The organism is Microbacterium zouquanmingi, from assembly GCF_052266675.1.
GTDB lineage: Bacteria > Actinomycetota > Actinomycetes > Actinomycetales > Microbacteriaceae > Microbacterium.
Genome location: NZ_JBQPRA010000003.1, coordinates 37339 through 62830 on the forward strand (window position 1 = coordinate 37339; position 25492 = coordinate 62830).

Genomic DNA, 25492 nt, shown 5'->3' on the forward strand with positions numbered 1-25492 from the left:
CTAGACAGCTGTGTCGTGGCGTGCAACGGGCGCACGGTGACGCGGGACGCGCTTGTGACGCCTTGCTGTCCAGGCCCAGCCTGACACCACACTCAGGGCGCACACTGCGGCCACCATCGCGGGGAACCACGTCGAGAAGACATAGGCGAAGCTACCGCGGGTGATGAGCGCACCTGCGCTGAGGACGACAAGACCCAGCAACGCACCGAAGGTCGCGTACACGGCGACGTGCACGATGATTCGTGGGGTTCGTGCCAGGCGTCGCGCGATCAGCCGCAGGACAGGCGCCGCGATGAGCGTGACGACCGCTGACACCACGCCGCCGACCGGGATCCCGAACATCAAATACAACGTGATCATGGCCACAGGCGGGCCCCATGGAAGGCCGGAGTTCAGCACCGCCGTCACGATGAGCATCGCGACGAGCAGAATCATGAACGAGATCCATGCGGCGAAGGCGCCCTGACGGAACTCCCCGTCAGTGAACGCCATCGGTTCTTCAACGGTCCGCGGGGAGGCTTCGGTCATGCTCGCACCTCGCCGATCAGGGTGAGCAGCTCGCTCGTCGCCTTGCGGATTCCTGGGACTCTGGCGAACGGAAGCGCGAGTGCCAGAGTCCGCAGCCCGCTATCGAGCAGACGTCTCGTGCTGCGCTGCCCAGGGGTGCTGTCGTACGTCCACCGCAGCACGAGCGCAAGATAGGCAACGAACAGGGCCTGCGGCATTCGCTCTGCGATCTCTTCCGGCAGTCGATGCTGCGCGCCGGAGACGGCTGACCGAAACAGATTCAGGGTCATCTCGCGCGCGGGCCCGGACTCATCGGCAAGCGGGTTGAGCGGAGAGTCCGGAGGGATCATCGCGGTCAGGAACCCCGGCGCGACGTGCTGGTAGGGGAGCACTGCGCTCAGGCCCGTCTCGAACACGATCCGCAGGCGGTCGACGAGCCCAAGAACCCCTTCGAGCTGAGGAAGCGCGAGGGCCGCATGTTCACGCTGGACGCGGACGTAGAGCTCCTGCACCAGATGGGTTTTGGACGGGAAGTAGTAGTACGCGTTGCCGACAGAGACGCCTGCTGTCTCAGCGATCGCGCGCATCGTCGTGTCGGCGTACCCGTGCTCGATGAACGAGGTGAGTGCCGCATCCCGGATCTTCACCCGGGTGCGTTCGCTCTTGGTGACCGCCGTCTCGTCAGTTTCGAACATGTTCAAAACGTAGCATGAAGGAGGGGCCGCATCCGAAGATGCGGCCCCTCCTTTTACTGCCGATTACTCGCTCAACTCCCGATCCCGCGTACCGGCGGAGTGTGGAACGTCGAGCCGAAGACGCGCTCGGATGCTCCCTCGCGGTCGAGATACGGCGACGCGCCGCCATCGATGAATGGCCAACCCGCACCGAGGATGAGGCACAGGTCGATGTCCTCGACCTCCGGCACCACGCCCTCGTCGAGCATGAGCTTGATCTCTTGGGCGAGACCGTCCTGCACGCGCTGGAGGATCGTGGCAGCAGACGCCGGCGCGGTGCCGATGTTGCCCTTGAGAGCCTTCTCCGCAGCCTTGGTCCACCCGACGACACGGCCGCCCTTGTCTTTCTCGACGACCTTCTCGAGCTCAGCGAGCGCGTGGAAGTTCTCGTTCGCGTAGAACCGTTCGGGGAAGTGCCCCACCATCGTGTCCTGCACGTGGGCGGCGACCTTCCAGCCGACCAGGTCGATCAGCTGGAACGGGCCCATCGGAAGACCGAGTGGACCGAACGCCTTCTCAACGTCTGCGATCGGCGTGCCTTCATAGACCGCACGTGCTGCCTCGCCCATGACCTTGGCGAGCAGACGGTTGACGACGAAGCCGGGCGCATCAGCGGTGAGCACCGCGTTCTTGCCCAGCCCCTTGGCGACAACGAATGCCGTCGACAGGCTCTGCTCGTTCGTCGCAGGCGTCTTGACGATCTCGATCAGCGGCATGACGGCGACCGGGTTGAAGAAGTGGAAGCCGACCAGTCGCTCCGGGTGAGCGAGCTGCGAACCGATCTCCTCAACCGACAGCGAGGAGGTGTTCGTCGCGAGGATGGCATCCTCCGCGATGATCTTCTCGATGTCGCCGAAGACCTGCTGCTTGACGCCGACCTCTTCGAAGACAGCCTCGATCACGAAGTCGCAGTCCGCGTACTCGCTCTTGTCGACTGTGCCGTGCAGGAGGGCGCGCAGCTTGTTCGCTCCGTCGGAGTCGAGACGGCCCTTCGCCTCGAGCTTGCTGATCTCGTCGTTGATGTACGCCAAGCCCTTGTCAACGCGCGCCTGATCGATGTCGGTGATGAGCACCGGCACCTGCAGACGACGCAAAAACAGCAGCGCGAACTGGCTGGCCATAAGACCTGCACCGATGATGCCGACCTTGGTGACCTTCTTCGCCAGCGCCTTGTCGGGCGCGCCGACGGGGCGCTTGGCACGCTTCTGCACCAGATCGAATGCATACATGGATGCCGCGAACTGATCGCCGACGACGAGTTCGGAGAGAGCCTCGTCTTCACGGGCGAAGCCCTCTGCCTTCGTGCCGCTCTTGGCCTTGTCGAGCAGGTCGAGTGCGACGTACGGCGACTTCGGAACGGTGCCGATCTTCGACTCGAGCATTCCGCGAGCCATCTTGATCGCGATCGGCCACTTGGTGAGCCGCTCGATCTTGCCGGGCTCGTTCTTGCGCTCGACCTTCTTGCCGCCGAGAACCGCATCCGCCCAGGCGAGCGAGTTCTCGAGATAGTTCGCGGCGGGGAAGATCGCGTCCATGATGCCGAGGTCGAAGGCCTGCTGCGGCTTCAGCATGCGGTTCTGCTTGAGCGGGTTCGAGATGACTACCTCGAGGGCGTTCTCGATGCCGATGAGGTTCGGCAGTAGGTACGCGCCGCCCCAGCCGGGGATCAGCCCGAGGAAGACCTCGGGCAGTGCAACTGCTGCCGCTGAGGCATCCACCGTGCGATAGGTCGAGTTCAGGGCGATCTCGAGCCCGCCGCCGAGCGCGAGGCCGTTGACGAAGGCGAACGAAGGTACGCCGAGATCACCGATCGAACCGAACACCTTGTGTCCGAGCTGGGCGATCATGCGCGCGTCATCCTTGGAGGTGACCTTCGAGATGTCCGAGAGATCAGCGCCCGCCGCGAGGATGTACTGCTTTCCTGTGATTCCGACGGCCTGGATCTCGCCGGCCTTCGCACGAGCCTTGAGTGTGGCAAGTGTCTCACCGAGTACAGCGAGCGTCTTCGGTCCCAGGGTGTTCGGGCGCGTGTGATCGCGGCCGTTGTCGAGCGTGATGAGCGCGAGCACCTTGCCCGAAGGCAGGCGCACGTCGCGTGCGACGGAATGCGTCACGACCTCGTCGTCACCGGCGAGGTTGATGATGGGGGAGAAGTCGATCTTTTCGTAGTCAGTCATCTCTGCATCCCTCACTTGCGCTTCTTACCGTCGTAGAACGGGTTCTCCCAGATGACGCTGCCGCCTTGGCCAAGACCCACGCACATGGCCGTCAAGCCATAGCGAACGTCGGGGCGCTCGGCGAACTGGGCCGCGAGCTGGATCATCAGACGAACACCGGATGCTGCCAGCGGGTGACCGACGGCAATGGCTCCACCCCACTGGTTGACGCGCGGGTCGTCATCAGCAATGCCGAAGTGATCGAGCAGGGAGATCACCTGGATCGCGAACGCCTCGTTCAACTCGAACAGGCCGATGTCGGAGATCGCGAGTCCGGCCTTCTTCAGCGCCTTCTCGGTCGAAGGGATCGGACCGATGCCCATGATCTCGGGCTGCACGCCCGCGAAGGCGAACGAGACCATCTTCATCTTCGGCTGCAGGCCGAATTCCTTGACAGCGCCACCGCCGGCGAGCAGCGACATCGTCGCGCCGTCGGTCAGCGGAGAAGAGGTACCTGCCGTGACGCGCCCGTGTGGGCGGAACGGCGTCTTGAGGGCGGCGAGGTCTTCCATCGTCGTCTGCGGACGGCGACCTTCGTCTTCTGTCGCGAGGCCCCAGGAGCCTGCGGCATCCTTCACGGCGACCGGAACGAGATCGGGCTGAATCCTGCCAGCGTCGTACGCGGCCTGCACCTTGTGCTGGCTGAGCATGCCGAAACGGTCGGAGCGCTCTTTGGTGAGGTGCGGGAACCGATCGAAGATACGCTCGGCAGTGACACCCATGTTGAGGGCGCCGGGGTCAACCATCTTCTCAGCGACGAAGCGGGGGTTCGGGTCGGCATTGGCGCCGATCGGGTGGTGGCCCATGTGCTCGACGCCGCCCGCGAGGGCGAAGTCGTACATGCCGATACCGATCGATGCAGCCATCGTGGTGACGCTGGTCATCGCGCCGGCGCACATGCGCTCGACAGCGAGGCCGGGCACCGTGTTGGGAAGACCAGCCAGGATCGCAACGGATCGACCGAGGGTCAGACCCTGGTCGCCGGTCTGCGACGTCGCGGCAATCGCGACATCATCGATGCGGTCCGCAGGCACGGCGGAGTTGCGCTCCATCAGACCGATCGTCGCCTTGACAGCGAGGTCGTCTGCGCGGGTGTTCCAGTACATGCCTTTTTCGCCGGCGCGTCCAAACGGGGTACGCATGCCATCGACGAAGTAGACGTCCGAGATCTCGGCCACTCTGCCTCCAAAGTTAGGGATGGCTTCAGCCTAGGAGTCGCGGAGAGAGCGTGGGGAATCGGTTGGATTGAACCTACGACTCGGAGGCGAGACCCGGATCGGGCGTTTGCCTGGCTTCTACAAAGGCATCCGCGATCTTCTGTGCAGTCTGCTCAATCTGCCAGGGGCGAGCCCCCAGGGCTGCGAGCGCTGCGGCCACCGCATCGGTGCTCAGCTCCGGCGGCGTCCACGCCACGCGCCGCAGCATATCCGGCTTCAGAAGGTTCTCGGTCGGCATGTGCAGCTCTTCAGCGACGGTTTCGACCGCGGGGCGAGCAAGCTTCAGCCGAGCATCCGCTTCGGGGTTCCGCTCCGCCCAGGCACGGGCCGGGGGAAGGGCGTCGCTGCTGACCCGCGCACGAGGGAGATCGTCCGACTCGCGACCGCGCACGATTGCTTCCCACCAGCGATCGAGCTCTGAGCGGCTTGCGCGTCCGTTGAACGCCTGAACGCCGGCGAGCGCGTGCTTCGATTGCGGATTCGCCAGTACCGCGGCGACGAGCGACCGGTCCGGCACGAGCCGGCCAGGTGAGGTGTCCTGCTGCTGGGCGTACTGTTCTCTGGCCTCCCAGAGCGCGCGCGCGACCGCGAGGTTACGGGCGCCCTTGACCTGATGCAGACCGCTGAGGCGACGCCACGGGTCATCGCGTGGAGGGCGCGGTGGCTGAGCGAGAGTTGCGGCGAACTCCTGAGCGGCGAACTCCGTCTTGCCCGCTTCTTCGAGTTCTTCTGCGAGCCGATCGCGGACATCGACGAGGTAGAGCACGTCGAGTGCCGCATAGTCGAGCCAGGAGTCGGGGAGTGGCCGTGTCGACCAGTCCGCAGCGGAATGCTCCTTCTTGAGAGTGATTTCAAGGACGTCTTCCACGACTGCAGCGAGTCCGACGCGATCGTGCCCGAGCAACCGTGATGCGAGTTCGGTGTCGAACAGCGTGTGGGGCTCGAGATCGAGCTCTCTTAGGGAAGGCAGGTCCTGGCTCGCGGCATGGAAGACCCATTCGACATCGCCGATCGCTGCCTGCAACGGTGCGAAATCACCGAGTGCGGGCGGATCGAAGAGGAAGACGCCCGCGTCACGGCGGAACACCTGCACGAGATATGCGCGCTGCGAATAGCGAAAACCGGATGCTCGCTCCACGTCGACAGCGACTGGCCCCGTGCCGGCGGCAAGAGCCGCACACGCAGCCTGGAAATCATTGGGATCGTCGATGACGGAGTACTCAGTCACGACCTGCCTTTCGCGCGCCGAACACGGCGATGTTCTCTGAGCCGGGCGGGAGGCCGGCAAGCATGCCGACCAGTTCGGCCCATGCTTCCACGTGCGGCCGGAATGGCTCTTCCGGCGTCCAAGAAGAGCGTAGTTCGATCTGCGCTCCATCGCCTTCTGCAGCCAATGCCCCGAAGCCCTTCGAGATGGTCTTCGTCGAGGTTCCAGAGGCCGAGTGATAAACCGCACCGCGCGAATCAAGCGCATCGACGAGCCACGACCAGGTGACATCTGCCAACAGCGGATCCGTGCCGATCTCCGGCTCCAAAGGTGCCTGCGCAAAGGCGACGATTCGCCAGGAGCCGCCCCATGCAGAAGGCTCGTCTGGATCGTAGAGCAGAACGAACCGGCCGGTGCCGTAGATTGACTCTCCGTGGTCATCGGGGCGGACGTCGGCTGCCAGTGCGATGGAGAAGGGCGCGAGTCCCTGTGGCGAGGCGATCTCGCGCACCACGATGTCATCGCGGAACGCCGTTTCTCGCAGTTCGGCGCAGACGCGCGCGAACTCAGTTCCGGCGTCGGGGTGTGCGCTCACGGTGACAGGCTAGAGTCAGGAAGCGATGAAGAGTCTCAGGCACGCCGTTGCGCTGCTGGTACCCGCCCTATTCGCGCTGTGCGCCGGGGTTGCCTTTTTGGTGTTCTCGATCGGTCGACGCGTCGTAACGCCGGCGGCGAGAGCAGCGGACACCGAAATCCTTGCGGTGGACACCGGCGCGCAGACAATCGAACTCGCCCGCACACCCGACACGGAGCTGCCTGGCCGCTACGGTCTGTTCACGACGGGCACCTACGGCTACGTCAAGCTGGGCGCGATTTTGAGTTCCGACGCGAAGCAGGTGCGTCGCAAGCTCCTCACCCAGGTCGATTCGGGTGCGCGGATCGACCGCCCTGCGGGCTTCAACGGCTGGTACTACTCGTCGCCGACAGAATTGCACCTGCCGTGGGAGCCGGTGCTGATCGGCTCTCCAGCGGGACCGTGCCCTGCTTGGCTGTTCCCCGCAGAGTCGTCGACCTGGGTGATCCAGATCCACGGCAGAGGCGCCACTAGGGCAGAGTGCCTCCGCGCTGTCCCCGTCCTGCGTTCGATGGGCCTGCCGAATCTGGTCGTCTCTTATCGCAACGATGGCGAGGCCCCTCGCAGCCGAGGTGGCTCGTATGCGCTCGGTGCGACCGAGTGGCAAGACGTCGACGCTGCGATCTCGTACGCGCTGCGCCACGGCGCTGAGCGAGTGGTGCTGATGGGGTGGTCGATGGGAGGTGCAATCGCACTCCAGGCCGCAGTGTCTTCAGCGAACCGCCTGGCGATCGCAGGCCTGGTGCTGGACTCTCCGGTCGTGGACTGGCGCACAGTCCTCCGATTCCAGGCTCGCGAGACCGGCATCATCGATCCACTGCCGACGCTCGCGATGAACGCGCTGTCATCGCCATTGACTGCGCGGATCAGCGGGGCAGAAGAAGCGATACCCTTCGACCGTCTCGACATGGTGGCGCGAGCCGAGGAGCTCGCGGTCCCGATCCTCATCCTGCACAGCGACGACGACGGTTTTGTGCCGGTGGATTCTTCTCGCGCTCTCGCAGAGGCGCGTCCAGACATCGTGACGATGCCGCACTTCACCGTGGCGCGGCACACCAAGATCTGGAACTACGATCAGACCGATTGGAATGCCGCGATCACGGCATGGCTGCGCGAGAACCGCTTCAGCGCTTCAGAGTGACCTGACGCTTCACTCGCATCAGCATCCCGGTCATCCCGCCGATTCGCAGCGGTGACACGGCACGCGTGAGACCGATCGACTGCGGATAGTCATCCGGGATCGCGAGGACCTCGTCGGCCGAAAGGCCGGTGATGCCCTGCACGAGGATGCTGGCGAAACCGCGCGTCGTCGGCGCCTCTGGCGGCGCTGTGGCGTGCATGGTGACGACGTCGTCTACGACCTCGACGTAGATGTACACCGGTGACTGACATTCGGCGACACGCTCGTACATCTCGGGGTGGCCCGCGACTTCCTCGGACACCGCAGGCAGCTCCTGGGAGAACTCCAGCAGAAGCTGGAGACGCTCGCCCTCGGGGAGCTCGAGGAAGTCGCCGCGGATCTCCGCGAGGGTGTCGGGAACGTGCGTAGTGCTCATTCGAGCAATTCTCACATGCTCAGAGCGAGCCGGGCTCAGCGCCTGTGACGATCGGCACGCGCACCGCGCTGCCCCACTCGGTCCAGGACCCGTCATAGTTGCGCACGTTGTCGAAGCCGAGCAAGTGCTTCAGAACAAACCACGTGTGGCTCGAGCGCTCCCCGATGCGGCAGTAGGCGACGATGTCATCGCCTTCGGTGATGCCGACACCGTCACGGTAGATGGCCTCGAGCTCGGCACGGGGACGGAAGCCGCCGTCTTCAGCGACAGCCTTGCCCCACGGCACGCTCTGCGCAGTCGGGATGTGTCCGGCCCGCAGGGTGCCTTCCTCGGGGTACGCCGGTGCGGTCGTGCGCTCACCGTTGTACTCCTCGGGGGAGCGGACGTCGATCAGCGGGCCCTTGCCGATGAAGGAGACGACGTCGTCCTTGTATGCACGAAGAGCCGAGTCATCCCGCTCGATCACCGGGTAGTTCGTCCGCACAGACTTGCTGGTCTCGGTGGTGATCTCTCGCCCCTCGGAGATCCAACGATCACGACCGCCGTCGAGCAGACGCACATCTTCGTGGCCGAACAGCGAGAACACCCAGAGCGCGTAGGCCGCCCACCAGTTGCTCTTGTCGCCGTAGATGACGACAGTGTCGTCGCGCGAGATGCCCTTGCGGCTGAGGAGCTCAGCGAAGCCCTCGCCATCGACGTAATCGCGCACGACAGGGTCGTTGAGTTCTGTGTGCCAGTCCACCTTCACAGCTCCCGGAATGTGACCGGTTTCGTAGAGCAGTACGTCTTCATCCGATTCGACCACCACAAGCCCGGGTTCTCCGAGGCGAGCTGCGAGCCACTCGGTGCTGACGAGGCGTCCAGGCTCGGAATACTCGGCGAACTTCGCGACGGTGGTGTCGAACTCAATGGTCATCTGGCGCTCCTGGGGTACTGGGCTCTCGGGTTGACGGCGTAATGTTGAGCCGCACCTTCGACCATAGAGCCGTTCGGCGCGCTTCGTCCCGGATCCGTAAGACTTCGACATAGGAAACGCATGACCGACACAGACAGTGCGACCATCGCGCACCTCACCGCGCGCGAGCCTGTCGTGACCGGGGCAGAGATGCTGGCAAGCCTCGTGCCGCCGCCGCAGTTCTCGTCGGCGAGCTTCGACAGCTACCGCTCCGACGATGCGTTTCCCTCTCAGGCTGAGTCCAAAGAGCTGCTCGAGCGCTTCGTCGGTCGCGGCCCCGCTCCGAAGAAGTCCGGATTCTTCGGGCGTGGCAAGAAGAAGGAAGCCGACCTCAAACCCGGCGTCTATCTTGATGGCGGCTTCGGCGTGGGCAAGACGCACCTGCTCGCATCCATCTATCACGCGATGCCCGCTCGCCGGAAGTACTTCGGCTCGTTCATCGAGTACACCGCTCTCGTCGGTGCGCTGGGGTACAAGAATACAGTCGACCTGCTTCGCGGGGCGGATCTGCTCTGCATCGACGAGTTCGAGCTCGATGACCCGGGCGACACCATGGTGATGACCCGTCTGCTCGGCGAGCTCGTGGCCTCCGGCACGAAGCTCGCCGCAACCTCGAACACTCCGCCGAACGCACTGGGTGAGGGGCGTTTCGCAGCACAGGACTTCCTGCGAGAGATCCACGCCATGTCCGACAGCTTCGAGACGATCCGAATCGATGGCGTCGACTTCCGCCAGCGAGCGCTCGACGGCAAGGCCGTCGCAGTCTCGGATGCTGAGTACGCGGCACACATCGCCGGGGCAGTGGGTACGGCATCCGATGATCTGTTCATCGACGTCGTCCGGCACCTCGCCAAGGTGCATCCCTCTCGTTACATCCGGTTGATCGATGGCATCTCTCTCGTCGGACTTCGGGATGTCGAGGTGCTCACCGACCAGTCGGAGGCGCTGCGCTTCGTCGCATTCGTCGACCGCGTGTATGACGCCCAGGTGCCGATCATTGCGACCGGCGTGAGCCTTGATCAGGTGTTCGCAGAAGAAATGCTGGGCGGTGGATACCGTAAGAAATACTTGCGCGCCATCTCTCGCCTCAACGCCCTCACGCATTCCGCGCAATTGCAGAGCGCTTCGTAACACGATGTTCACACCGCGAACCCGGGTGTAACGCCGCCGAAACAGACCACGCGCATCCCCGAAATCGGGCCTCGCCACACTGAAGCTCTCAATTACTTCGGATGTGAGGTTTTCCTATGGATGCTCCCGGCAACATCTCGTGGGGTATTACCGCCACGGCGCTCGTGCTTCTGATGACCCCAGGCGTGGCGTTCTTCTACGGCGGTCTGGTCAAGGCGAAGAGCGTCGTGAGCATGATGATGATGAGCTTCGGCTCCATCGGTCTGGTCGCGGTGCTCTGGATTCTGTTCGGCTACTCGATGAGTGCCGTCGAGAACCCCGGTCAGTTCGCCGGTAACCCGTTCGCGGACTTCGGGCTCAGCTCGATGGCAGGCGGGGACTCGTCGAACGTCGCTCTGCTCGGTGTCGCCTACGGTGCCACCTTCGCGATCATCACGGTCGCCCTGATCTCCGGCGCCATCGCCGACCGGGCGAAGTTCGGCAGCTGGTTGATCTTCGCGGGAGTGTTCGCCACCGTCGGCTACTTCCCGATCGCAGCCTGGGTCTGGGGCGGTGGCTGGGTCATGAACCTCGGCACCATGCTCTTCGGCGAAAACAGCGGCATTCATGTCATCGACTACGCCGGCGGTACCGCGGTGCACATCACGGCAGGTGCAGCGGCTCTTGCGCTCGCTCTGGTTCTCGGCAAGCGCGTCGGCTTCCAGAAGGGCATCCTCAAGCCGCACAACGTGCCGCTCACGCTGCTCGGCGCTGCGATCCTCTGGTTCGGATGGTTCGGCTTTAACGCCGGCGCAGAGTGGAACTCCGAGGACATGGGCGGCGTCGGCCTCATCGGTATCAACACTCTCGGCGCCACTGCCGCTGCGATCCTCGGCTGGATCCTCATCGAGAAGATCAAGGACGGCAAGCCCACGTCGGTCGGAGCCGCATCGGGTGCTGTCGCCGGACTCGTCGCGATCACCCCGGCGTGCGCCAACCTGACGCCCGGCTGGGCATTGCTGCTCGGCGCACTCTCCGGTGTGTTGTGCGCACTCGCTGTGGAGCTGAAGTTCCGCCTCGGTTTCGATGACTCGCTCGACGTCGTCGGTATCCACCTCGTCGGCGGTGTGCTCGGCACGGTCTACCTCGGCTTCTTCGCGACCGAGCAGGGACTCTTCGTCGGGGGCGACGCGCGTCTGCTCGCTGTCCAGGTGATCGCCGTCATCGGAGTCATGCTGTACTCCTTCGTCGTCGCCTTCATCATCGGCATCGTGATTCAGAAGACGATCGGATTCCGCATCACCAATGAGGACGAGATCGCCGGAGTCGACTCAGTGGTCCACGGTGAGGAAGGCTACGCACTCATCGACGCGTGAGTGCGGCCCACGAAGGCGTGGGTAGTGTGGCGGGGTGAGTTCTTCCAGAAGCATCCTCCGCCAGCTCGCCGACATCGTCATCAGGGCGCTGTCGGATAGAACGTCCCGGACTTCTGAGAAGCCGGGACGTTCTGGTGTGACCGCACCGACTGCGCGCCTGCGTGATGCGGGTGAGGCGATCGAACCGGGGCGGGAGCAGGGGAGTGAGACCGTCCGGATCGATCCGGACCACATCCAGAATCTCAAGGTCGACTACTCGCCGTCGAAGGACGGTGCTCCGGATTCCGGCGAGGTCATCTGGACGTGGGTCCCGTACGAAGAGAATGACGGACGCGGCAAGGACCGCCCCGTCCTCGTGATCGGCCGCCATTCCGCTGCGCGCGTGTACGCGGTGCGGATGACGAGCAAGGCCCACGACCGCGATCGCGACTACCTGTCGATCGGCACCGGGGAGTGGGACTCGCAGAGGCGCGAGTCCTGGGTCGACATCGAGCAGCTCTACAGCGTGCACGAGAAGGGGATGCGTCGTGAGGCCGCCATCCTCGATCGAAAGCGCTACGACCGGGTGGTGGCGGCGCTCGTCGTGCGATACGGGTGGGCGCGGCGCTGACTGTAACCGGCTGAGCAGCCGGTTACACGCCGCTCCGGGTCAGACGCGCTCGGAGGCCGCCGCTGCACGCAGTACGGGGAAAGCCGTCAGCACCATGTCGGCCAACTCGCTCAGCGGGCGGGTCAGCGGATCTGTCGCAGGTACGCCGATCTCCAGTTCGATCGCGTCGATCGCGTCGCCGATCTGCGTGGTGGAAAGACTCTCGTGGTTGACCGTCACACCGATCACACGTGTTTCTGCAAAAGCCTCGATGAGTGCCACCTCACTCGCAACAGTGGGCATCGGCATCATCGGGAAGTCGCCGAGAACCTGTCTGCCCGGCGCGTGCTGCACAATGACGCCGGCAGGTCTGCTGCCTCGCAGGATGTGCGCGGAAGTGAGGTACGCGGGGTGGCTCAGCGCCCCCTGTCCCTCTACGATGATGATGTCGGGGTCCTCTGCTTCAAAGGCTGAGACGACCTGGTTCTCGACCTCGCCGGAGCAGAACTGCGGTACCAGAGCATCCAGCGCCACGCCGTAGCGACCGCCCTGGATGATCGTCGTCTGGCCTGTGCCGACCATGACCGCGTGGATGCCGCGGTCGTTGAGGGCTTGGACGAGGAGCGTCGCGGTCGTCCGTTTGCCGATCGCGCCGTCGGTGCCGAGTACGGCGATCCGAGGGCACGTGACGTCGAAGATGCGACCCGAGAACAGGTGAAGATCCTTCTTTTCCTTCGGGCGTCGTACGTCGGTTATGGTCACGCCCGAGAGAAGCGCGGCAGCGACGAACTCCGCATCGTCGTTCAGGAACTCGTGCAGACCGTTGATGATGTGCATGCCGTGGGCGATGCCGTCCAGCAAAACGACGCGCTGCGCGTCGGAGAGCAGACCGTCAGCGGGTGCCACACCGCAGATCAGGTAGTCCGGCGTCGTACCTGCGTGTGCGATGGCCGCTGTGAGACTCGCGAGGATCGGGATGCCGTTAGCCGTGCCGTCGAGCAGGGCACCCGCGTCCGCGCCGGTATGGCGGCTGTCGATGACGCTGAGGATGTCGTACTTCTCGGAGTGACGAACCAGACCGTTGGCCGTCTTGCCATCCTGTTCGCCGAACTGTGCTTCGCAGTAGACGATCGCGGACGAGCCGACCGGAAGCACGGGGAGGGCGGTCGATGCGTCATCGGTGCGAGGATCAGTGGAATGGGTATACGGGTGCACGGAAATCGGGTCTCCTCGAGATGGTCCAGAGGAGGCGACGGAGAACGAAGTGGCCAGTGCGGCCCGTTGGTCGACAAGAAGTCTTCCCTGACGCCGGCAAGATGCCGACTTCGCTCACCGTATCAGTGAAAACTGCGGGTCAGCCCGGAATTGCTCTGTCTACGGGAAACGCCCTAGCCTTGCTGGCCGTAAACACGGAAGGACAGGCGATGTCCGGCGATGGGATGACCAGCGAAGCGAAGCGTCACGACCAGCTCACGAGCGCCCGAGGCGACCGAGGCGGGTGCTGCTGCGCGCATCGAGGTGGCGGAGTATGACGCGGACTCCTACGTGCTTTCCCGAGTGACGACCCTGCCGGTGACACGGCGTATACCGGGGTCGACCGGGCCTTGCATCGAGGCGAACAACAGCTCAGCGGCTTCCCGGCCCAGTTGTTCGAGGTTGAGATCGATGCTGGTGAGCGTCGGCGAGGAGCCGGTGGTCATGGCTTCCCAGTTGTCGACACCGATCACGCCCACGTCGCGCGGGACGCTGCGTCCTCCCGCGTGCAGGGCATCGAGCACGCCGCGCGCGATCTGATCGTTGCCGCAGACGACACCGTCGAAATCTTCGCCCTGTTCGAGCAGCCGGGTGATCGCGGTTCGCCCCCACTGTTCGGTCCACGCGCCGAACAGCGGCCGGCCGCCCACCAGGGACAACTGCTGGCGCTGAAGCTCCGCGGCGATACCGGTTGAGCGCTCTTGGGCGGCGGTGTAGTCGGGATCGCCCGAGATATGCACGACGCGTCGCCGCCCTGTACTCACGAGGTGCGTGACGGCCAGCGCGCCAGCATCCGTGTCGTCGGGAATCACCGACAGATCCGACTCGTTCTGGCTCGGGGCGTACGCGTACACGACCGGCACCGGCAGTGAACCGGGAAGCGGAGCGCGCGGGTTGGTGCGGTACCCCACGACGATGATGCCGTCGACATTGCGACGCAGCAGCGCATCGAGGTGATACTTCTCGCGAATCGCGTCACCGCGCGCGTCGCACAGAAAGATCGAGACTCGGCCTGCTCCGAACGCGTCCTCGGCGCCCATCAGAATCGGGAGGCTGAACCGGCCCTCCAAGTCGCCCGTGATGAGCCCCACGGTACCCGTCTGGCCCATGAGCAGGCTGCGTGCAGCCTCGTTCGGTGAGAAGTTGAGCGTTTCGGCCGCCTGGCGAACCTTGTCCCGGGTCGCCGCCTTCACGTGCTGTCGCCCGTTCAGCGCCTTCGATGCCGTCGCCAGCGATACACCGGCTAGATCCGCGACATCACGAAGGGTGGCGCGTTTCGCCGCGCTGTGTGCCATGACGCCTCGCTCTCGTGTGTTCATCCCTGGCTCATCAGATCCCATAACAAGCCGATTCAGGCGTACATCCGGCGAATTGTGGTGAACGTCATCATCCACGGTTTCGGAAACTCATGCAAGTCGAGAGCTTCATCCGACGAGTTGACGGCCAGAAAACCGGTAGATAGTATTCAGAAAACCTTTTAGGAAGTTTCCGAAGGAACGGCACCGTGCACCAGCCGGCACCGCATGCATCAAAGAAGATGAGGAGCAGTTTCCAAGATGATCAGCAAAACTCGCGTGGGCGCCCGTGCCGCGCTCGTATCCACCGCGGCGCTCGCGCTCGTGCTCACGGGTTGCACCCCCAGCGCGCAGAGCGACGCCGGTGGAGCGACCGCAGGTGGCAGCGACACACTCACCGTCTGGCACTACTTCAGTGACGACAACCAGGTGAAGGTCATGGACGACTACAAAGCCAAGTTCGAAGCCGAGAACGACGGCGTCACCGTCGAGAACGTCTTCGTGCCGTACGACCAGCTGAACCCGCGACTCATCTCGGCAGCCTCCACCGAAACCGGGCCCGACGTGGTCGTTTTCAACGGCGCGGATGCCTCCACCCTCGCACTCGGTGGCGTGCTCGCCCCGCTTGACGACTATTGGGGATCCTTCGCGGATGCTGAGGAGTTTCCGGATTCCGTGATCCACAGCGTCGATGACGTCACCTACGCGGTGCAGGGCTACGTGAACCTGCTCGGCCTCTGGTACAACGCCGACATCCTCACCGAGATCGGCGTCGAAGCGCCCACGACCCTCGACGAACTCAGCGCAGCACTCGATGCGGCCGTCGCCGCCGGTCAGGGCGGCATCACTCTCTCGGGCCTGCCGAACTCGCAGGGCGAGTGGCAGGGATACCCGTGGCTTTCGTCGTACGGCTTCACCTACGATGACCCACAGCGCGAGCCCCTCGTCGAGGCGTTCACCATGATCCAGCAGTGGACCGAGTCGGGCGCCCTGACCCGCGAAGCATCCACCTGGGACCAGACTGTTCCGTTCCAGACGTTCGCCGCCGGCGGTCACGCCTTCGCCGAAAATGGCAACTGGCAGATGGGAACGGCCGAATCCACCGCGCAGTTCGAGTACGGCGTCGTTGCGCTGCCGGTCGGCGCAGACGGCGGGGTGTACCTCGGCGGTGAAGGCGAGGGCATCGGTGCGTTCAGCGCCAATCCCGACCTCGCCTGGGCGTACCTCGAGAGCACGTACTTCAGCGAAGAGGGCGGTGTGATCGCAGCCGAGACCGTCGGCAGCATCCCGGCACGCGCCGACGCCGCTGCAAGCGACGCCGTCACCTCGAACACGCTCATGGCGCCGTTCGCCGAGTCGATCGCCTCCCACGGCGCCAATTACCCGGATGCTGCCATCCCGCCGGCAGCTGTCGCCGACGTGCAGCTCGCAGTCGGGCAAGCCTGGAGCGGCGTGATCAGCGGACAGTTGACTCCGGATGCTGCCGCCGACCAGGTGCTCGCAGCACTCGACGGCCTGCTGTAACCCACCGGCCTTGCCCATCCGATCAATGACGTCTGGAGCACAATGTCGAAGCTGACAGTCGCCGCACACGCCGCGCGCGCCGACGACCCGACGCCATCGGGCGGGCAAGGCCGCCCCCGCCGCCGATTGAAGCCCGCGGCCGGCTCGCGCAGCACGCTGCTCTTCGTGCTGCCGGCCGCGCTCTTCCTGCTGGTCTTCGCCGTCTACCCGCTCACGCAGCTCCTGCGCATGAGCGTCAGCGACGTCAAGGTCTCGAACCTGCGCGGCGATTGGCCCTTCATCGGCCTCGACAACGTGATCCGCAATTTCGGTGACGGCGCATTCGGCAGCGTGATCCTCAACACCGTCGTGTTCGTCGGCATCGTCACGGTACTCGGACTCGTCGGCGGGCTCGCCGCGGCCATTCTGCTGGCTCCCACCGGAAAGTGGACTGCCATCATCCTCGCGATCCTCGTGTTCGTGTGGGCACTCCCGCCTGTGGTGAACGGCAGCGTCTGGAAGTTCCTCCTCGGCAGCCAAGGCCTCTTCAACACCGTGTTCATGGACATCGGCCTCACCTCGGACGCGGTGCCGTTTCTCTACGACGACCGCCTGGCGCTCGTCTCGGTGGCCCTCGTGAACTCGTGGGTTGTGATCCCTTTCAACGCGCTCGTCTACCGCGCGGCGATGCTCGGCATCCCGGCCGAACTGTTCGAAGCATCCCGGGTCGATGGCGCCTCACGCTGGCAGGAAATTCACCACATCATCATCCCTTCGGTGCGATCGACCACCATGATCCTCGCCGTGCTGACGGTGGTCTACGGCTTCCGCTCGTTCGACTTCATCTACGTCATGACCTTCGGCGGCCCGGGCACGGCCACCACCACCCTGCCGTTCCTCGGCTACCTGCAAGCGTTCGTGCGCTTCGACTACGGCCTGGGCGCATCATCCGCCGTCATCGCCGTGCTGCTGGTGCTGGTGCTCGCGGTGTTCTACGCCCGAGGCGTGCGAAACGAGGAGAAGTGATGTCTGCAACCTCCACCCTGCTCACCGGCTCCGCGTCCCCGCTCCGTCGGCGTCGCAAGTTGCCGTTCGCCCCCGTCGCGGGCCCGCTTCGCGGTGTGCTGTTCCTCATCTACGCGATTCCGCTTTTGTGGATCCTGCTCACCTCGCTGAAGGCACCGGGCGACGTCATCGGGTCGCAGTCGTCGTTTTTCTTCACCCCAACGCTCGATGCCTACGTCGCGGCGCTGTCGAACGCGGGTCTCTACACCGCCATGCAGCAGTCGCTCGTGATCGCAGCCGGCACCACGGCGCTGTCGCTCGCGATCGCCATTCCTGCTGGCTATGGACTCGCCCGCTACGACGCGCGCATCACCACGATCATGCTCGGCGCGATGATCGTGCTGCAGATGCTGCCGCAGACGGCGAACGTCATCCCGCTGTTCCAGATCTTCGGCGGCTGGGGCCTGCTCGACTCCAACCTCGGCCTCATCCTCGCCGACACGGCATTGCTCACCCCATTCGCGATTCTGCTGCTGCGACCGTTCTTCCGCGCGGTGCCGATCGCGATCGAAGAGGCGGCGTCGCTCGACGGCGCATCGACCCTGCGCGTGTTCTTCTCCGTCATGCTCCCGCTCGCCCGAAACGGCATCGCCACCACCGGCACCCTCGTGTTCCTGCTCGCGTGGGGAGAGTTCCTCTATGCGGTGAACTTCTTCCTCTCGCCGGTGAACTACCCGCTCAGCGCCCTGCTCGCAGCCCAGGTGTCGGCGTTCGGCATCAACTGGCCAGGCCTCATGGCGCTCGCTGTGATCACGTCGGTGCCGATCCTCGTGCTCTTCTTCTTCACCTACCGACTTCTGCGCGAGGGACTCACCCTCGGCGCGGTCAAGTGACCCACCTCTGCCTCCGGAAGGTACCTCTGTGACTCTCGTTTTCTCCCGCTCCACGCCCGCGCACCAGATCGATGCTCCTGTCGTTCCGTCCAGTGGCGCGCTCAGCCCCATCGGCTTGCACGCCGCGCGCATCACCGACGGATTCTGGGCCGATCTGCAGCGACTCAATGGCAGCGCCGTCCTCGCGCACTGCGAAGGCTGGATGGAACGCCTCGGCTGGATCGGCAACTTCGACGACGCTGTCTCGGGAAACCTCGCCGACACCCGTACCGGGCGCGAGTTCAGCGACTCCGACGTGTACAAGCTCATCGAGGCGATGGCGTGGGAGATCGGCAGGACCCAGGATGCTGCGCTCGAAGCGCGCTACCAGGCGCTCATCGCCCGCATCGTTCCCGCCCAGGAAAGCGACGGATACCTCAATACGAAGTTCGGGCGTGAGGGCCAGCTTCCGCGCTACTCCGACCTCGAGTGGGGGCACGAGCTCTATTGCTACGGGCACCTGTTTCAGGCGGCGGTCGCGCGGCTCCGGACCCACGGCGAAGATGACCTCGTGCGGGCGGCGCTGAGGGCGGCCGACCACGTGTGCGAGACCTTCGGTGACTCCGGCATCGCTTCGGTCTGCGGTCACGCCGAGGTGGAGCCCGCCCTCGTCGAGCTCGCCCGCGCCACCGGCAACCAGCGCTACCTCGAACAGGCGCGCCTTTTCATCGAACGCCGCGGTACCGCCACGCTCGACGATATCGAGTTCGGGCGTGAGTACTTTCAGGACGACGTGCCCGTGCGCGATGCCGATGTACTGCGCGGTCATGCCGTGCGTGCCACTTACCTTGCGGCCGGAGCCATCGACCAGGCGGTCGAGTCGGGTGACGACGACCTGCTGGGCGCGATCCGCCAGCAGCTTGAGCACACTCTCGCCCGCCGAACATATCTGACCGGTGGCATGGGCGCGCACCACGAGGGCGAGTCGTTCGGCGACGACTGGGAGTTGCCCTCCGAACGTGCGTACAGCGAAACCTGTGCGGGCGTCGGGTCGATCATGGCGCACCATCGGATGCTGCTCGCCACCGGCGACGCGCACTGGGCAGATGTCGTCGAACGCACGCTCTACAACGTGGTCGCTACCTCGCCGTCGGTCGACGGCACGTCGTTCTTCTACACGAACACGCTGCACCGCCGCTCACCCGGCATCGTGCCCTCGACGGACTCCGTGTCTCCCCGCGCGGCGGCTTCGATGCGCGCGCCGTGGTTCGCCGTGTCGTGCTGCCCGCCGAACGTGGCACGCACGCTCGCCTCGCTGGGCGGGTATGTCGCGGCAGTATCCGCCGACGCCGTCCACGTGCTGCAGTACGCCAACGGAACGATCGACGCGCAGTTCGATGCCGGCGCCGTGCGTCTCGATGTGCAGACCGCCTACCCCCATGATGGATTTGTTCGGGTCACCGTTGTCGATGCTCCGGCGGTCGGCACGAATGTCGTGCTACGCGTGCCGGGGTGGGCGACTTCGGGAGCAACGATCGACGGACGCAACGTCGAGCCCGGTTGGGTCTCTGTTGCCGTCGCACAGGACCAGGTCATCGAGCTTGTGCTGCCGATGCAGCCCCGGGTCGTGCACCCGGATGCTCGCATCGACGCACTCCGCGGTCAGATGGCCGTCGAACGCGGCCCGCTGGTGATGTGTCTCGAACGCGCCGCTGATGCGGAGTACTCGGTGGAGCAGCTGCGCGTCGCGGGGGAGCCCCGGATCGACGGCGACCGCGTCGTGGTGCCGATGGTGCCGATCACGTATCCGGCGCGCGACTGGCCGTTCGGCGGTGCGGATGCTGCAATTGTCGGTGACACACCCGTCGACGTCGAGCTGATTGCCTACAACGCCTGGGGAAACCATGGGCCCTCCACCATGCGGGTGTGGATGCCCACCGTGTGACGTCGACTGATCGCGCGCCTGCTGACGCTCAGTTCAGCCCACCGGAGACCACTTGACAGCAATAGGAGCATCCACGCCAGGGGACGTCACCGGATCTGGACCCTGGATGGGTCACTGGACAAATTGGTTGTCGTGGCTTTGCGTCAGGCGAGGATTCCGCTTTGGATCGCTTTGAGGACGGCATTGGTTCTGTCTCGGGTTCCGAGTTTTGTCAGGATTGAGGAGAGGTGGTTCTTGACGGTGCCCTCAGCGAGGAACAGTGCGTCGGCGATCTGACGATTTCCGTACCCCTGAGCGACGAGACGGAGAACTTCGATCTCGCGGTCGGTGAGCTCCTGAGCAGGAAGCGCATCGCGGTCAGGGAGGACGCCCCCTGAGCGGACGGCGCGAATTACGCGTTCGGTGATCGCAGGCGAGATCAGTGTGTTGCCGGCAGCGAGAGTGGTCACCGCGTGCGTGAGCTGGTCGAGGGTGACGTCCTTGAGGATGTACCCGCGTGCGCCCGCTTGGATCGCGTCGAGAATGACGTCATCGTCGTCGAAAGTGGTCAGCACGAGAACAGCGACTGTGGATTGCAGTTCACGGAGGCGACGCAGCGTCCAGAGACCGTCGAACCGAGGCATTCGCACATCTAGTAGCACCACGTCCGGTTCGGTGGACTGAATCAGTTCGACTGCGATACGTCCGTCTTCGGCTTCGCCGATGACGTCGATCCCGGCGACCGCGAGCAGACTTCGGATGCCTTGCCGCACGAGCGTCTGGTCATCGACGACCACCACCCGCGTCATGGATGCGCTACCCGTGCGGTGACGCGAAACCCGGAGGACCCGTCGATCTCAAAGGTGCCGCCGAGTTCCCCGAAGCGTTCCCTGAGGCCCCGCAGGCCGTTGCCAAGCACAGGCTTCGCCGTGCCATGTCCATCGTCGTGTGCGACGAAGGTTGTGTACCGGTCGTCGGATGTGATCTCGATCCAGATCTCTTTCGCGTCGGCGTGACGAACGGCGTTGGTGATCACCTCCTGCGTCGCGCGCACGAAAGCGGTGCTCGCATGCTCGTCAGCCCGAACGCCATCGGCAACGTGGACCGTGACAGTGAGCCCGGGAATGCCGTCACCGATCCGTCCTAGTTCCTTCGAAAGGTCTGGCGCGTGCGCGCGAAGCTGGGTCACCGTGGCACGCACGTCACGGAGCAACTCGCGTGCGACCATGTCGGCATTGTCGATGTGGCTGCGAACGGCAGCTCCGTCCACGTGTCTTGCGGTTTCGAGCTGCAGGGTGAGCGCGGTGAGCTGGTGCCCGATGAGGTCGTGCAGGTCGCGGGAGATTCGCAGTCGCTCGGCGGTTCGAGCGGATTCCGAGAGCAGGACGCTTGCCACTTGCAACTCGACATGCGCGACGGTTAGCTGTGCGCGGAGTTGCTGTTCTCGAACCAGCGTTGCGGAGCTGAAAAGGCTGGCGAGCTGGATCAGTAGGTAGAAGCCGATCATCATGATGACGTCGAGCAGCGGTTGCTCCTTTTGGGAGTACGTGACCCCGACCGCGACGGTGTTCAGAGCAACGACGAGCAGCCCGCCCCACAACGGCACGATGTAGACACTGATCGCCGCGGTAACTACCAGAAGGATGAGCACGAGCCCCATGTCGGCCGTGATTACCAGGACCCAAGCTGCGACGACGCCAGCGCCGTACCCGATGAATCGAAGCACTGAATTGGCCATCACGGCGCAGAGCACTCCCACGCCGAACATCACGAGGACGCCCGCCCAGACCGGGCGAGGGATGCTCGTGTCGGCAGCCCCGAAAAGTGCGGGGGAAGAAACTCCGAGCGCCGCGGCGACCATTACGAGGCCCGCCCATCCTTCGGTTCCCAGTCGACGCATGTTTTTCAGGATATCGGCGGCAGGGTACTGCCTGCCCCTGCCAGAAGTCACGGGCGCTGGTGGTGACTTCTGGCACATGCGCGATCGCGTGGTGGTTTCTTAGCGTTGGAGCATGACTGATAGCGAACCAGCGATTCTCGCCGAGCGATTGGCAAAGAGTTACCAGGGAAAGGTCGCCGTCGCGGATGTGAGTCTGCGTGTTGAGCAGGGTGAGACTTTCGGCATTCTGGGAACGAACGGAGCGGGCAAGACGACGACCGTGGAGATTCTGGCCGGGTTGCGCAAGCCCGATCAGGGCACGGTGCGAATTCTCGGGCTGGATCCCCGTTCTGACCGTGCGCGCGTCCGCCAGCTCCTCGGTGTCCAGCTGCAGCACGCTCACCTGCACAACGCGCTGCGTACTTCGGAGCTCATTGATCTCTACCGGAGCTTCTACCCGACCCCACGACCAGCGGCGGAGCTGCTGGAGATGGTCGATCTCCAAGAGCAGGCGCGAGTCAGCTTCGAGAAACTATCCGGCGGGCAGCAGCAGCGTCTCTCGATCGCCCTCGCCCTCGCTGGACGCCCTCGGGTCGTGATCCTCGACGAGCTCACGACGGGGCTGGACCCCAAGGCGCGCAGGCGCATGTGGGGAACGGTCGAACGGCTCCAGGAGGAAGGCGTATCGATCCTGCTGGTCAGTCATGCAATGGAGGAGGTCGAGCGCCTGTGCGACCACGTCGCACTGATCGATGGTGGCCGTGTGGTCGCGCTCGACACTCCGCGCGGTCTCGTTGCGCACGCAGGTACCGAAAGCCTTGACGACGCGTTCGTGGCCCTCACTGGCCGAGAGCTGGAGGAGATGGAATGACCACTGTGGTTGAAGATCGACGTCCTGGACTGCGGTCGTTACTGACGCTCATCGGCTGCGAGGCGAAGATGGTTATGCGGGATACGGCCGGATTGATCGTTCCGCTCGGGCTACCCCTCCTGATCATGTTGACCAGCGCCTCGGCGGCGGGAGTCGAAGTGATCGTTAACGGTCTCACCGCCCTGGACCTGTACGTCATGCCGCTCGTGTTCGTCATGGTCATGGCTGCGATCAGCATCATCAACATGCCCAGCTACCTCGCCTACTACCGCCGCTCCGGAATCCTGCGGCGACTGGGAGTAACACCAGCATCCCCCTTCATGGTGCTCTTCGCACAAGCCGTCGTGAGTATCGTGCAAGCGGCCATCGGGATCACGCTGGCCTTCCTCGTTGCCGCGGTCTTCTTCGGTGCGAACCTCCCCGTGAACATCGGCGTGACACTCGGTGTTCTCGCCCTGATTATGGCTGCGATGTATGGCGTCGGTATGGTCGTCGCCGCTCTCGCCCCGACCCCCAACTCGGCGGTCGCCATCGGCCTGGTGGCCTTCCTTGGCATCGGGGCGTTCGGCGGGATGTTCGGTGGGCGCGACGTGCTCCCTCCGGTGATCGCCGACATCGGAGGCTGGTTGCCGGTCGGCGCCGCCGTGGACGCACTGGGGGCCGCGTGGGCCGGAGTCGCGGTTGACCCGCTCACACTGATCAGCCTCGGCGTAGCGGTCCTCCTCGGCACCGGCACTGCGGCACTCTTCTTCCGCTGGGAATAAGAGTGTTCCGGCACCAACTGCCTGAACCCGTGTAGCGCTCCGCCCGAGTGCCTCATAATTATCCGCTCTCGAAACCCTAGGGCGGTAAGAGGGTATGTCAGTGTCCGAAGTCGACGACCCGGTCAATCACATAGTCCTGGACGTAGTGCAGACGACGAATGGCACCTGAGCGTCTGAAGTCCTGTACACAACCCTGAGGTCACATCCACGTTGAAAATAGTCGAGGAATCTGGACCTGCTCAAAGAAGAACAGGACCGCATCGCCAGACGCGCAGATCGACGCCGGTCAGATCGAGTATGACCAGGCCAAAGCGCACCTGGAAGACTGCCTCGCGCTAAGCCGGTGGCATGCACGATTCGCTCCTCGATCCGAACCTCCACACCGCAGCGCTGACCTCTGAGGCCAGGCTGCGTGTGGGGGAGGATGTCAAACCTGCGGACATCGCAAGTTTAAACATCCAACATTGGGTGGACCTTCCCAAGCGATTCTCAAACAAGCATCCGGCATCGAGAACCCTGATTCACCGTGTTCTCAGGGGCGTTGAGGGGCGGGGGTCACGCCGTCGGGGCACGGGGAGAGGCGATACACAGGGTCCGGTGGCGAAAGCTCGAGCCGCGGTGCCGATGCGAATTCCAGGACTGAATACTGAAAAACATACGAGGTTATTGCGTACGAGCCGGGTACTTGCGGCCCAAACACCCGCTCACCAAACACCCGCTGATCAGGCTGCGGTGCCCTACGCCTGACGCGTGCGCCGCGCTCGCTGCCTGGCGAACAGCAGTGTCGCGCCCGCCGCAATCGTCAGCCCTCCGCTGAGGAGCCCAAGCGGCAACTCTGCCCCGGTAGCCGCAAGTTGCTTGGCAGAGGTGTCATTCTTCGCAGGATCCGGCTTGACGACCGGGGTCACCGGCACAGGTGCAGGTGCCGGATCGGGTGTTGGTGCCGGCTCAGGATCCGGCACCGCGGTCACCGTCAATGTCAGCGCAGCGAGCGACGTCGATGCTGCGTTGTTGAAATCTCCTCCGTAGGCTGCGGTGATCGAGTGAGTACCGACCGCGAGCGAGGCGGTGGTGAGGGTCGCGCTCGCCGTTGTGGCCGAGGCGCTGGCGGTTGTGGTTGCGCTGCCCAGTGAGATGCCATCGGCGAAGAACTCGACCGTGCCGGTGGGCGTCGCCCCCGTCACCTCGGCGTTGAAGGACACCTCAGTGCCGGCTTCCACAGACGCGTTGGCTGCAGTCACGACCGTCGTGGTCGCCGCTACTGGTGGTTCTACTTCAACAGTCACAGGCGCTGATATCGATGGTAAAACCCAAGTGTTGCCCGCATAGTGGGCGGTGATCTGGTGGGATCCGCTGGTCAAGGCCACGTTAGGGAGGGCAGCCTGGCCCGTCGCGGACACCGGAACCTCCCCGAGGCTGGTAGCACCATCGAAGAATTCGACATTGCCCTCGAAGTTCGCCGTAAACCCCGGGCGTGCAACCGTTGCAGTCAGGTCAACAGGGTCTCCCGCAGCGACCGTGCCACTGCTGGCGGTGAGCACGGTGGTGGCACCTAAGAGGGTGGTGGCGGTGCCAAAAATTCCGGGGCCCGAGGCGTGGTAGCTCACAGTGCCCGATTGGCCCCCGAACGCAGCGAGCACCATCGTGTACTCCACGTCAGCTTCGAGATTCACCAGCCCGAAGTCGTCAACCTCCGCAACACAGTTACTGACGTCATTTCGGTCGAAGGCTCCTTCAAATATTATGAATCGCCCATCCACCGGACTCTTTAAGTCACGGAAGGTGTACAGACCGGTTGCACTCACGACGGCCACCGAGGTGATCGCACGACGTCCACCGCCATCCCAAGCCGCCTCCGTTGAGCAGTCGCCGCCACTGGGCCAGGCGACGGTGCTCGGGCCTTCGTTAGTGACGGTGTATTTGAATTGGTAAGAGATGGGATCCGCGTAGGCGGGAGTGCTGATGAACAGGGCACCAGCGGCGAGTGCAACGACGGCGCTCGCGCTCAAAAATGATCGACGCAT

Annotated in this window: 23 protein-coding genes; 10 read left to right on the plus strand and 13 right to left on the minus strand. The window is 64.4% G+C overall.

Annotation, left to right across the window (positions count from 1 at the left end):
* The 6 genes from ACTU6V_RS07600 to ACTU6V_RS07625 form a co-directional block, all read right to left on the minus strand.
* Positions 1–528, minus strand: coding sequence for a hypothetical protein (locus ACTU6V_RS07600; RefSeq protein ID WP_443475359.1), 528 nt, complete (start codon positions 526–528; stop codon positions 1–3).
* Positions 525–1202, minus strand: a complete 678-nt coding sequence (locus tag ACTU6V_RS07605) for a TetR/AcrR family transcriptional regulator (protein ID WP_443475360.1) — start codon at positions 1200–1202, stop codon at positions 525–527. The genes ACTU6V_RS07600 and ACTU6V_RS07605 overlap by 4 nt, the downstream gene beginning before the upstream one ends.
* A 71-nt stretch (positions 1203–1273) precedes the next feature.
* Positions 1274–3418, minus strand: coding sequence for a 3-hydroxyacyl-CoA dehydrogenase NAD-binding domain-containing protein (locus tag ACTU6V_RS07610; protein ID WP_443475361.1), 2145 nt, complete (start codon positions 3416–3418; stop codon positions 1274–1276).
* An 11-nt stretch (positions 3419–3429) separates the two neighbouring features.
* Positions 3430–4635, minus strand: a complete 1206-nt coding sequence (locus tag ACTU6V_RS07615) for a thiolase family protein (RefSeq protein WP_443468349.1) — start codon at positions 4633–4635, stop codon at positions 3430–3432.
* 73 nt (positions 4636–4708) lie between these two features.
* On the minus strand, positions 4709–5902 hold the full coding sequence (locus ACTU6V_RS07620) for an HRDC domain-containing protein (protein ID WP_443475362.1): 1194 nt from the start codon (positions 5900–5902) through the stop codon (positions 4709–4711).
* A complete protein-coding gene (locus tag ACTU6V_RS07625) occupies positions 5895–6476 on the minus strand; it encodes a DUF3000 domain-containing protein (RefSeq protein WP_443475363.1) in 582 nt (193 codons plus the stop codon). The genes ACTU6V_RS07620 and ACTU6V_RS07625 overlap by 8 nt, the downstream gene beginning before the upstream one ends.
* A gap of 25 nt (positions 6477–6501) precedes the next feature.
* Between ACTU6V_RS07625 and ACTU6V_RS07630 the strand changes: the two genes are divergently transcribed.
* A complete protein-coding gene (locus ACTU6V_RS07630) occupies positions 6502–7656 on the plus strand; it encodes an alpha/beta hydrolase family protein (protein WP_443475364.1) in 1155 nt (384 codons plus the stop codon).
* On the opposite strand, the gene ACTU6V_RS07635 is transcribed toward ACTU6V_RS07630, so the two are convergent.
* A complete protein-coding gene (locus ACTU6V_RS07635; RefSeq protein WP_443468345.1) occupies positions 7640–8071 on the minus strand; it encodes a SufE family protein in 432 nt (143 codons plus the stop codon). The genes ACTU6V_RS07630 and ACTU6V_RS07635 overlap by 17 nt on opposite strands.
* 19 nt (positions 8072–8090) lie before the next feature.
* Positions 8091–8987, minus strand: a complete 897-nt coding sequence (locus ACTU6V_RS07640; RefSeq protein ID WP_443468344.1) for a sulfurtransferase — start codon at positions 8985–8987, stop codon at positions 8091–8093.
* A gap of 120 nt (positions 8988–9107) precedes the next feature.
* Between ACTU6V_RS07640 and zapE the strand changes: the two genes are divergently transcribed.
* The 3 genes from zapE to ACTU6V_RS07655 all read left to right on the plus strand — a co-directional run bounded on the left by zapE (position 9108) and on the right by ACTU6V_RS07655 (position 12122).
* A complete protein-coding gene (gene zapE, locus ACTU6V_RS07645; RefSeq protein WP_443475365.1) occupies positions 9108–10157 on the plus strand; it encodes a cell division protein ZapE in 1050 nt (349 codons plus the stop codon).
* 116 nt (positions 10158–10273) lie between these two features.
* Entirely contained in the window at positions 10274–11512 is a 1239-nt protein-coding gene (locus ACTU6V_RS07650) for an ammonium transporter (RefSeq protein WP_443468342.1), read from the plus strand.
* Positions 11513–11546: 34 nt separating this feature from the next.
* Positions 11547–12122, plus strand: a complete 576-nt coding sequence (locus ACTU6V_RS07655) for a type II toxin-antitoxin system PemK/MazF family toxin (protein WP_443475366.1) — start codon at positions 11547–11549, stop codon at positions 12120–12122.
* 39 nt (positions 12123–12161) lie between these two features.
* On the opposite strand, the gene ACTU6V_RS07660 is transcribed toward ACTU6V_RS07655, so the two are convergent.
* Both ACTU6V_RS07660 and ACTU6V_RS07665 read right to left on the minus strand, forming a co-directional pair.
* Complete coding sequence (locus ACTU6V_RS07660) at positions 12162–13316, minus strand: N-acetyltransferase DgcN family protein (protein WP_443468340.1); 1155 nt, start codon at positions 13314–13316, stop codon at positions 12162–12164.
* Positions 13317–13642: 326 nt separating this feature from the next.
* Positions 13643–14674 (minus strand): LacI family DNA-binding transcriptional regulator, encoded by a 1032-nt coding sequence (locus ACTU6V_RS07665; RefSeq protein ID WP_443468339.1) that lies wholly within the window; start codon positions 14672–14674, stop codon positions 13643–13645.
* Between the two features lie 237 nt (positions 14675–14911).
* Here ACTU6V_RS07665 and ACTU6V_RS07670 point away from each other — a divergent pair, with 237 nt between their 5' ends.
* From ACTU6V_RS07670 to ACTU6V_RS07685, 4 genes are read left to right on the plus strand one after another with little or no spacing between them, the layout of a single operon-like run.
* Complete coding sequence (locus ACTU6V_RS07670; protein ID WP_443468338.1) at positions 14912–16174, plus strand: sugar ABC transporter substrate-binding protein; 1263 nt, start codon at positions 14912–14914, stop codon at positions 16172–16174.
* A 42-nt stretch (positions 16175–16216) separates the two neighbouring features.
* A complete protein-coding gene (locus ACTU6V_RS07675) occupies positions 16217–17179 on the plus strand; it encodes a carbohydrate ABC transporter permease (RefSeq protein WP_443468337.1) in 963 nt (320 codons plus the stop codon).
* Positions 17179–18051: a carbohydrate ABC transporter permease gene (locus ACTU6V_RS07680; RefSeq protein ID WP_443468336.1), complete on the plus strand. Its 873-nt coding sequence runs from the start codon at positions 17179–17181 to the stop codon at positions 18049–18051. The genes ACTU6V_RS07675 and ACTU6V_RS07680 overlap by 1 nt, the downstream gene beginning before the upstream one ends.
* A 28-nt stretch (positions 18052–18079) precedes the next feature.
* Positions 18080–19975 (plus strand): glycoside hydrolase family 127 protein, encoded by a 1896-nt coding sequence (locus tag ACTU6V_RS07685; protein WP_443475367.1) that lies wholly within the window; start codon positions 18080–18082, stop codon positions 19973–19975.
* A gap of 143 nt (positions 19976–20118) precedes the next feature.
* Here the strand turns inward: ACTU6V_RS07685 and ACTU6V_RS07690 are convergent, their stop codons facing one another.
* The gene (locus ACTU6V_RS07690) at positions 20119–20763 is read right to left on the minus strand and encodes a response regulator (protein WP_443475368.1); all 645 of its coding nucleotides are present in this window, start codon (positions 20761–20763) and stop codon (positions 20119–20121) included.
* Positions 20760–21854, minus strand: coding sequence for a sensor histidine kinase (locus ACTU6V_RS07695; RefSeq protein WP_443468333.1), 1095 nt, complete (start codon positions 21852–21854; stop codon positions 20760–20762). Before ACTU6V_RS07695 ends, ACTU6V_RS07690 begins: the two co-directional genes overlap by 4 nt.
* 112 nt (positions 21855–21966) lie before the next feature.
* Here ACTU6V_RS07695 and ACTU6V_RS07700 point away from each other — a divergent pair, with 112 nt between their 5' ends.
* Both ACTU6V_RS07700 and ACTU6V_RS07705 read left to right on the plus strand, forming a co-directional pair.
* Positions 21967–22704: an ABC transporter ATP-binding protein gene (locus tag ACTU6V_RS07700; protein ID WP_443468332.1), complete on the plus strand. Its 738-nt coding sequence runs from the start codon at positions 21967–21969 to the stop codon at positions 22702–22704.
* On the plus strand, positions 22701–23468 hold the full coding sequence (locus tag ACTU6V_RS07705; protein ID WP_443475369.1) for an ABC transporter permease: 768 nt from the start codon (positions 22701–22703) through the stop codon (positions 23466–23468). The genes ACTU6V_RS07700 and ACTU6V_RS07705 overlap by 4 nt, the downstream gene beginning before the upstream one ends.
* 737 nt (positions 23469–24205) lie before the next feature.
* On the opposite strand, the gene ACTU6V_RS07710 is transcribed toward ACTU6V_RS07705, so the two are convergent.
* On the minus strand, positions 24206–25492 hold the full coding sequence (locus ACTU6V_RS07710) for an Ig-like domain-containing protein (protein ID WP_443468330.1): 1287 nt from the start codon (positions 25490–25492) through the stop codon (positions 24206–24208).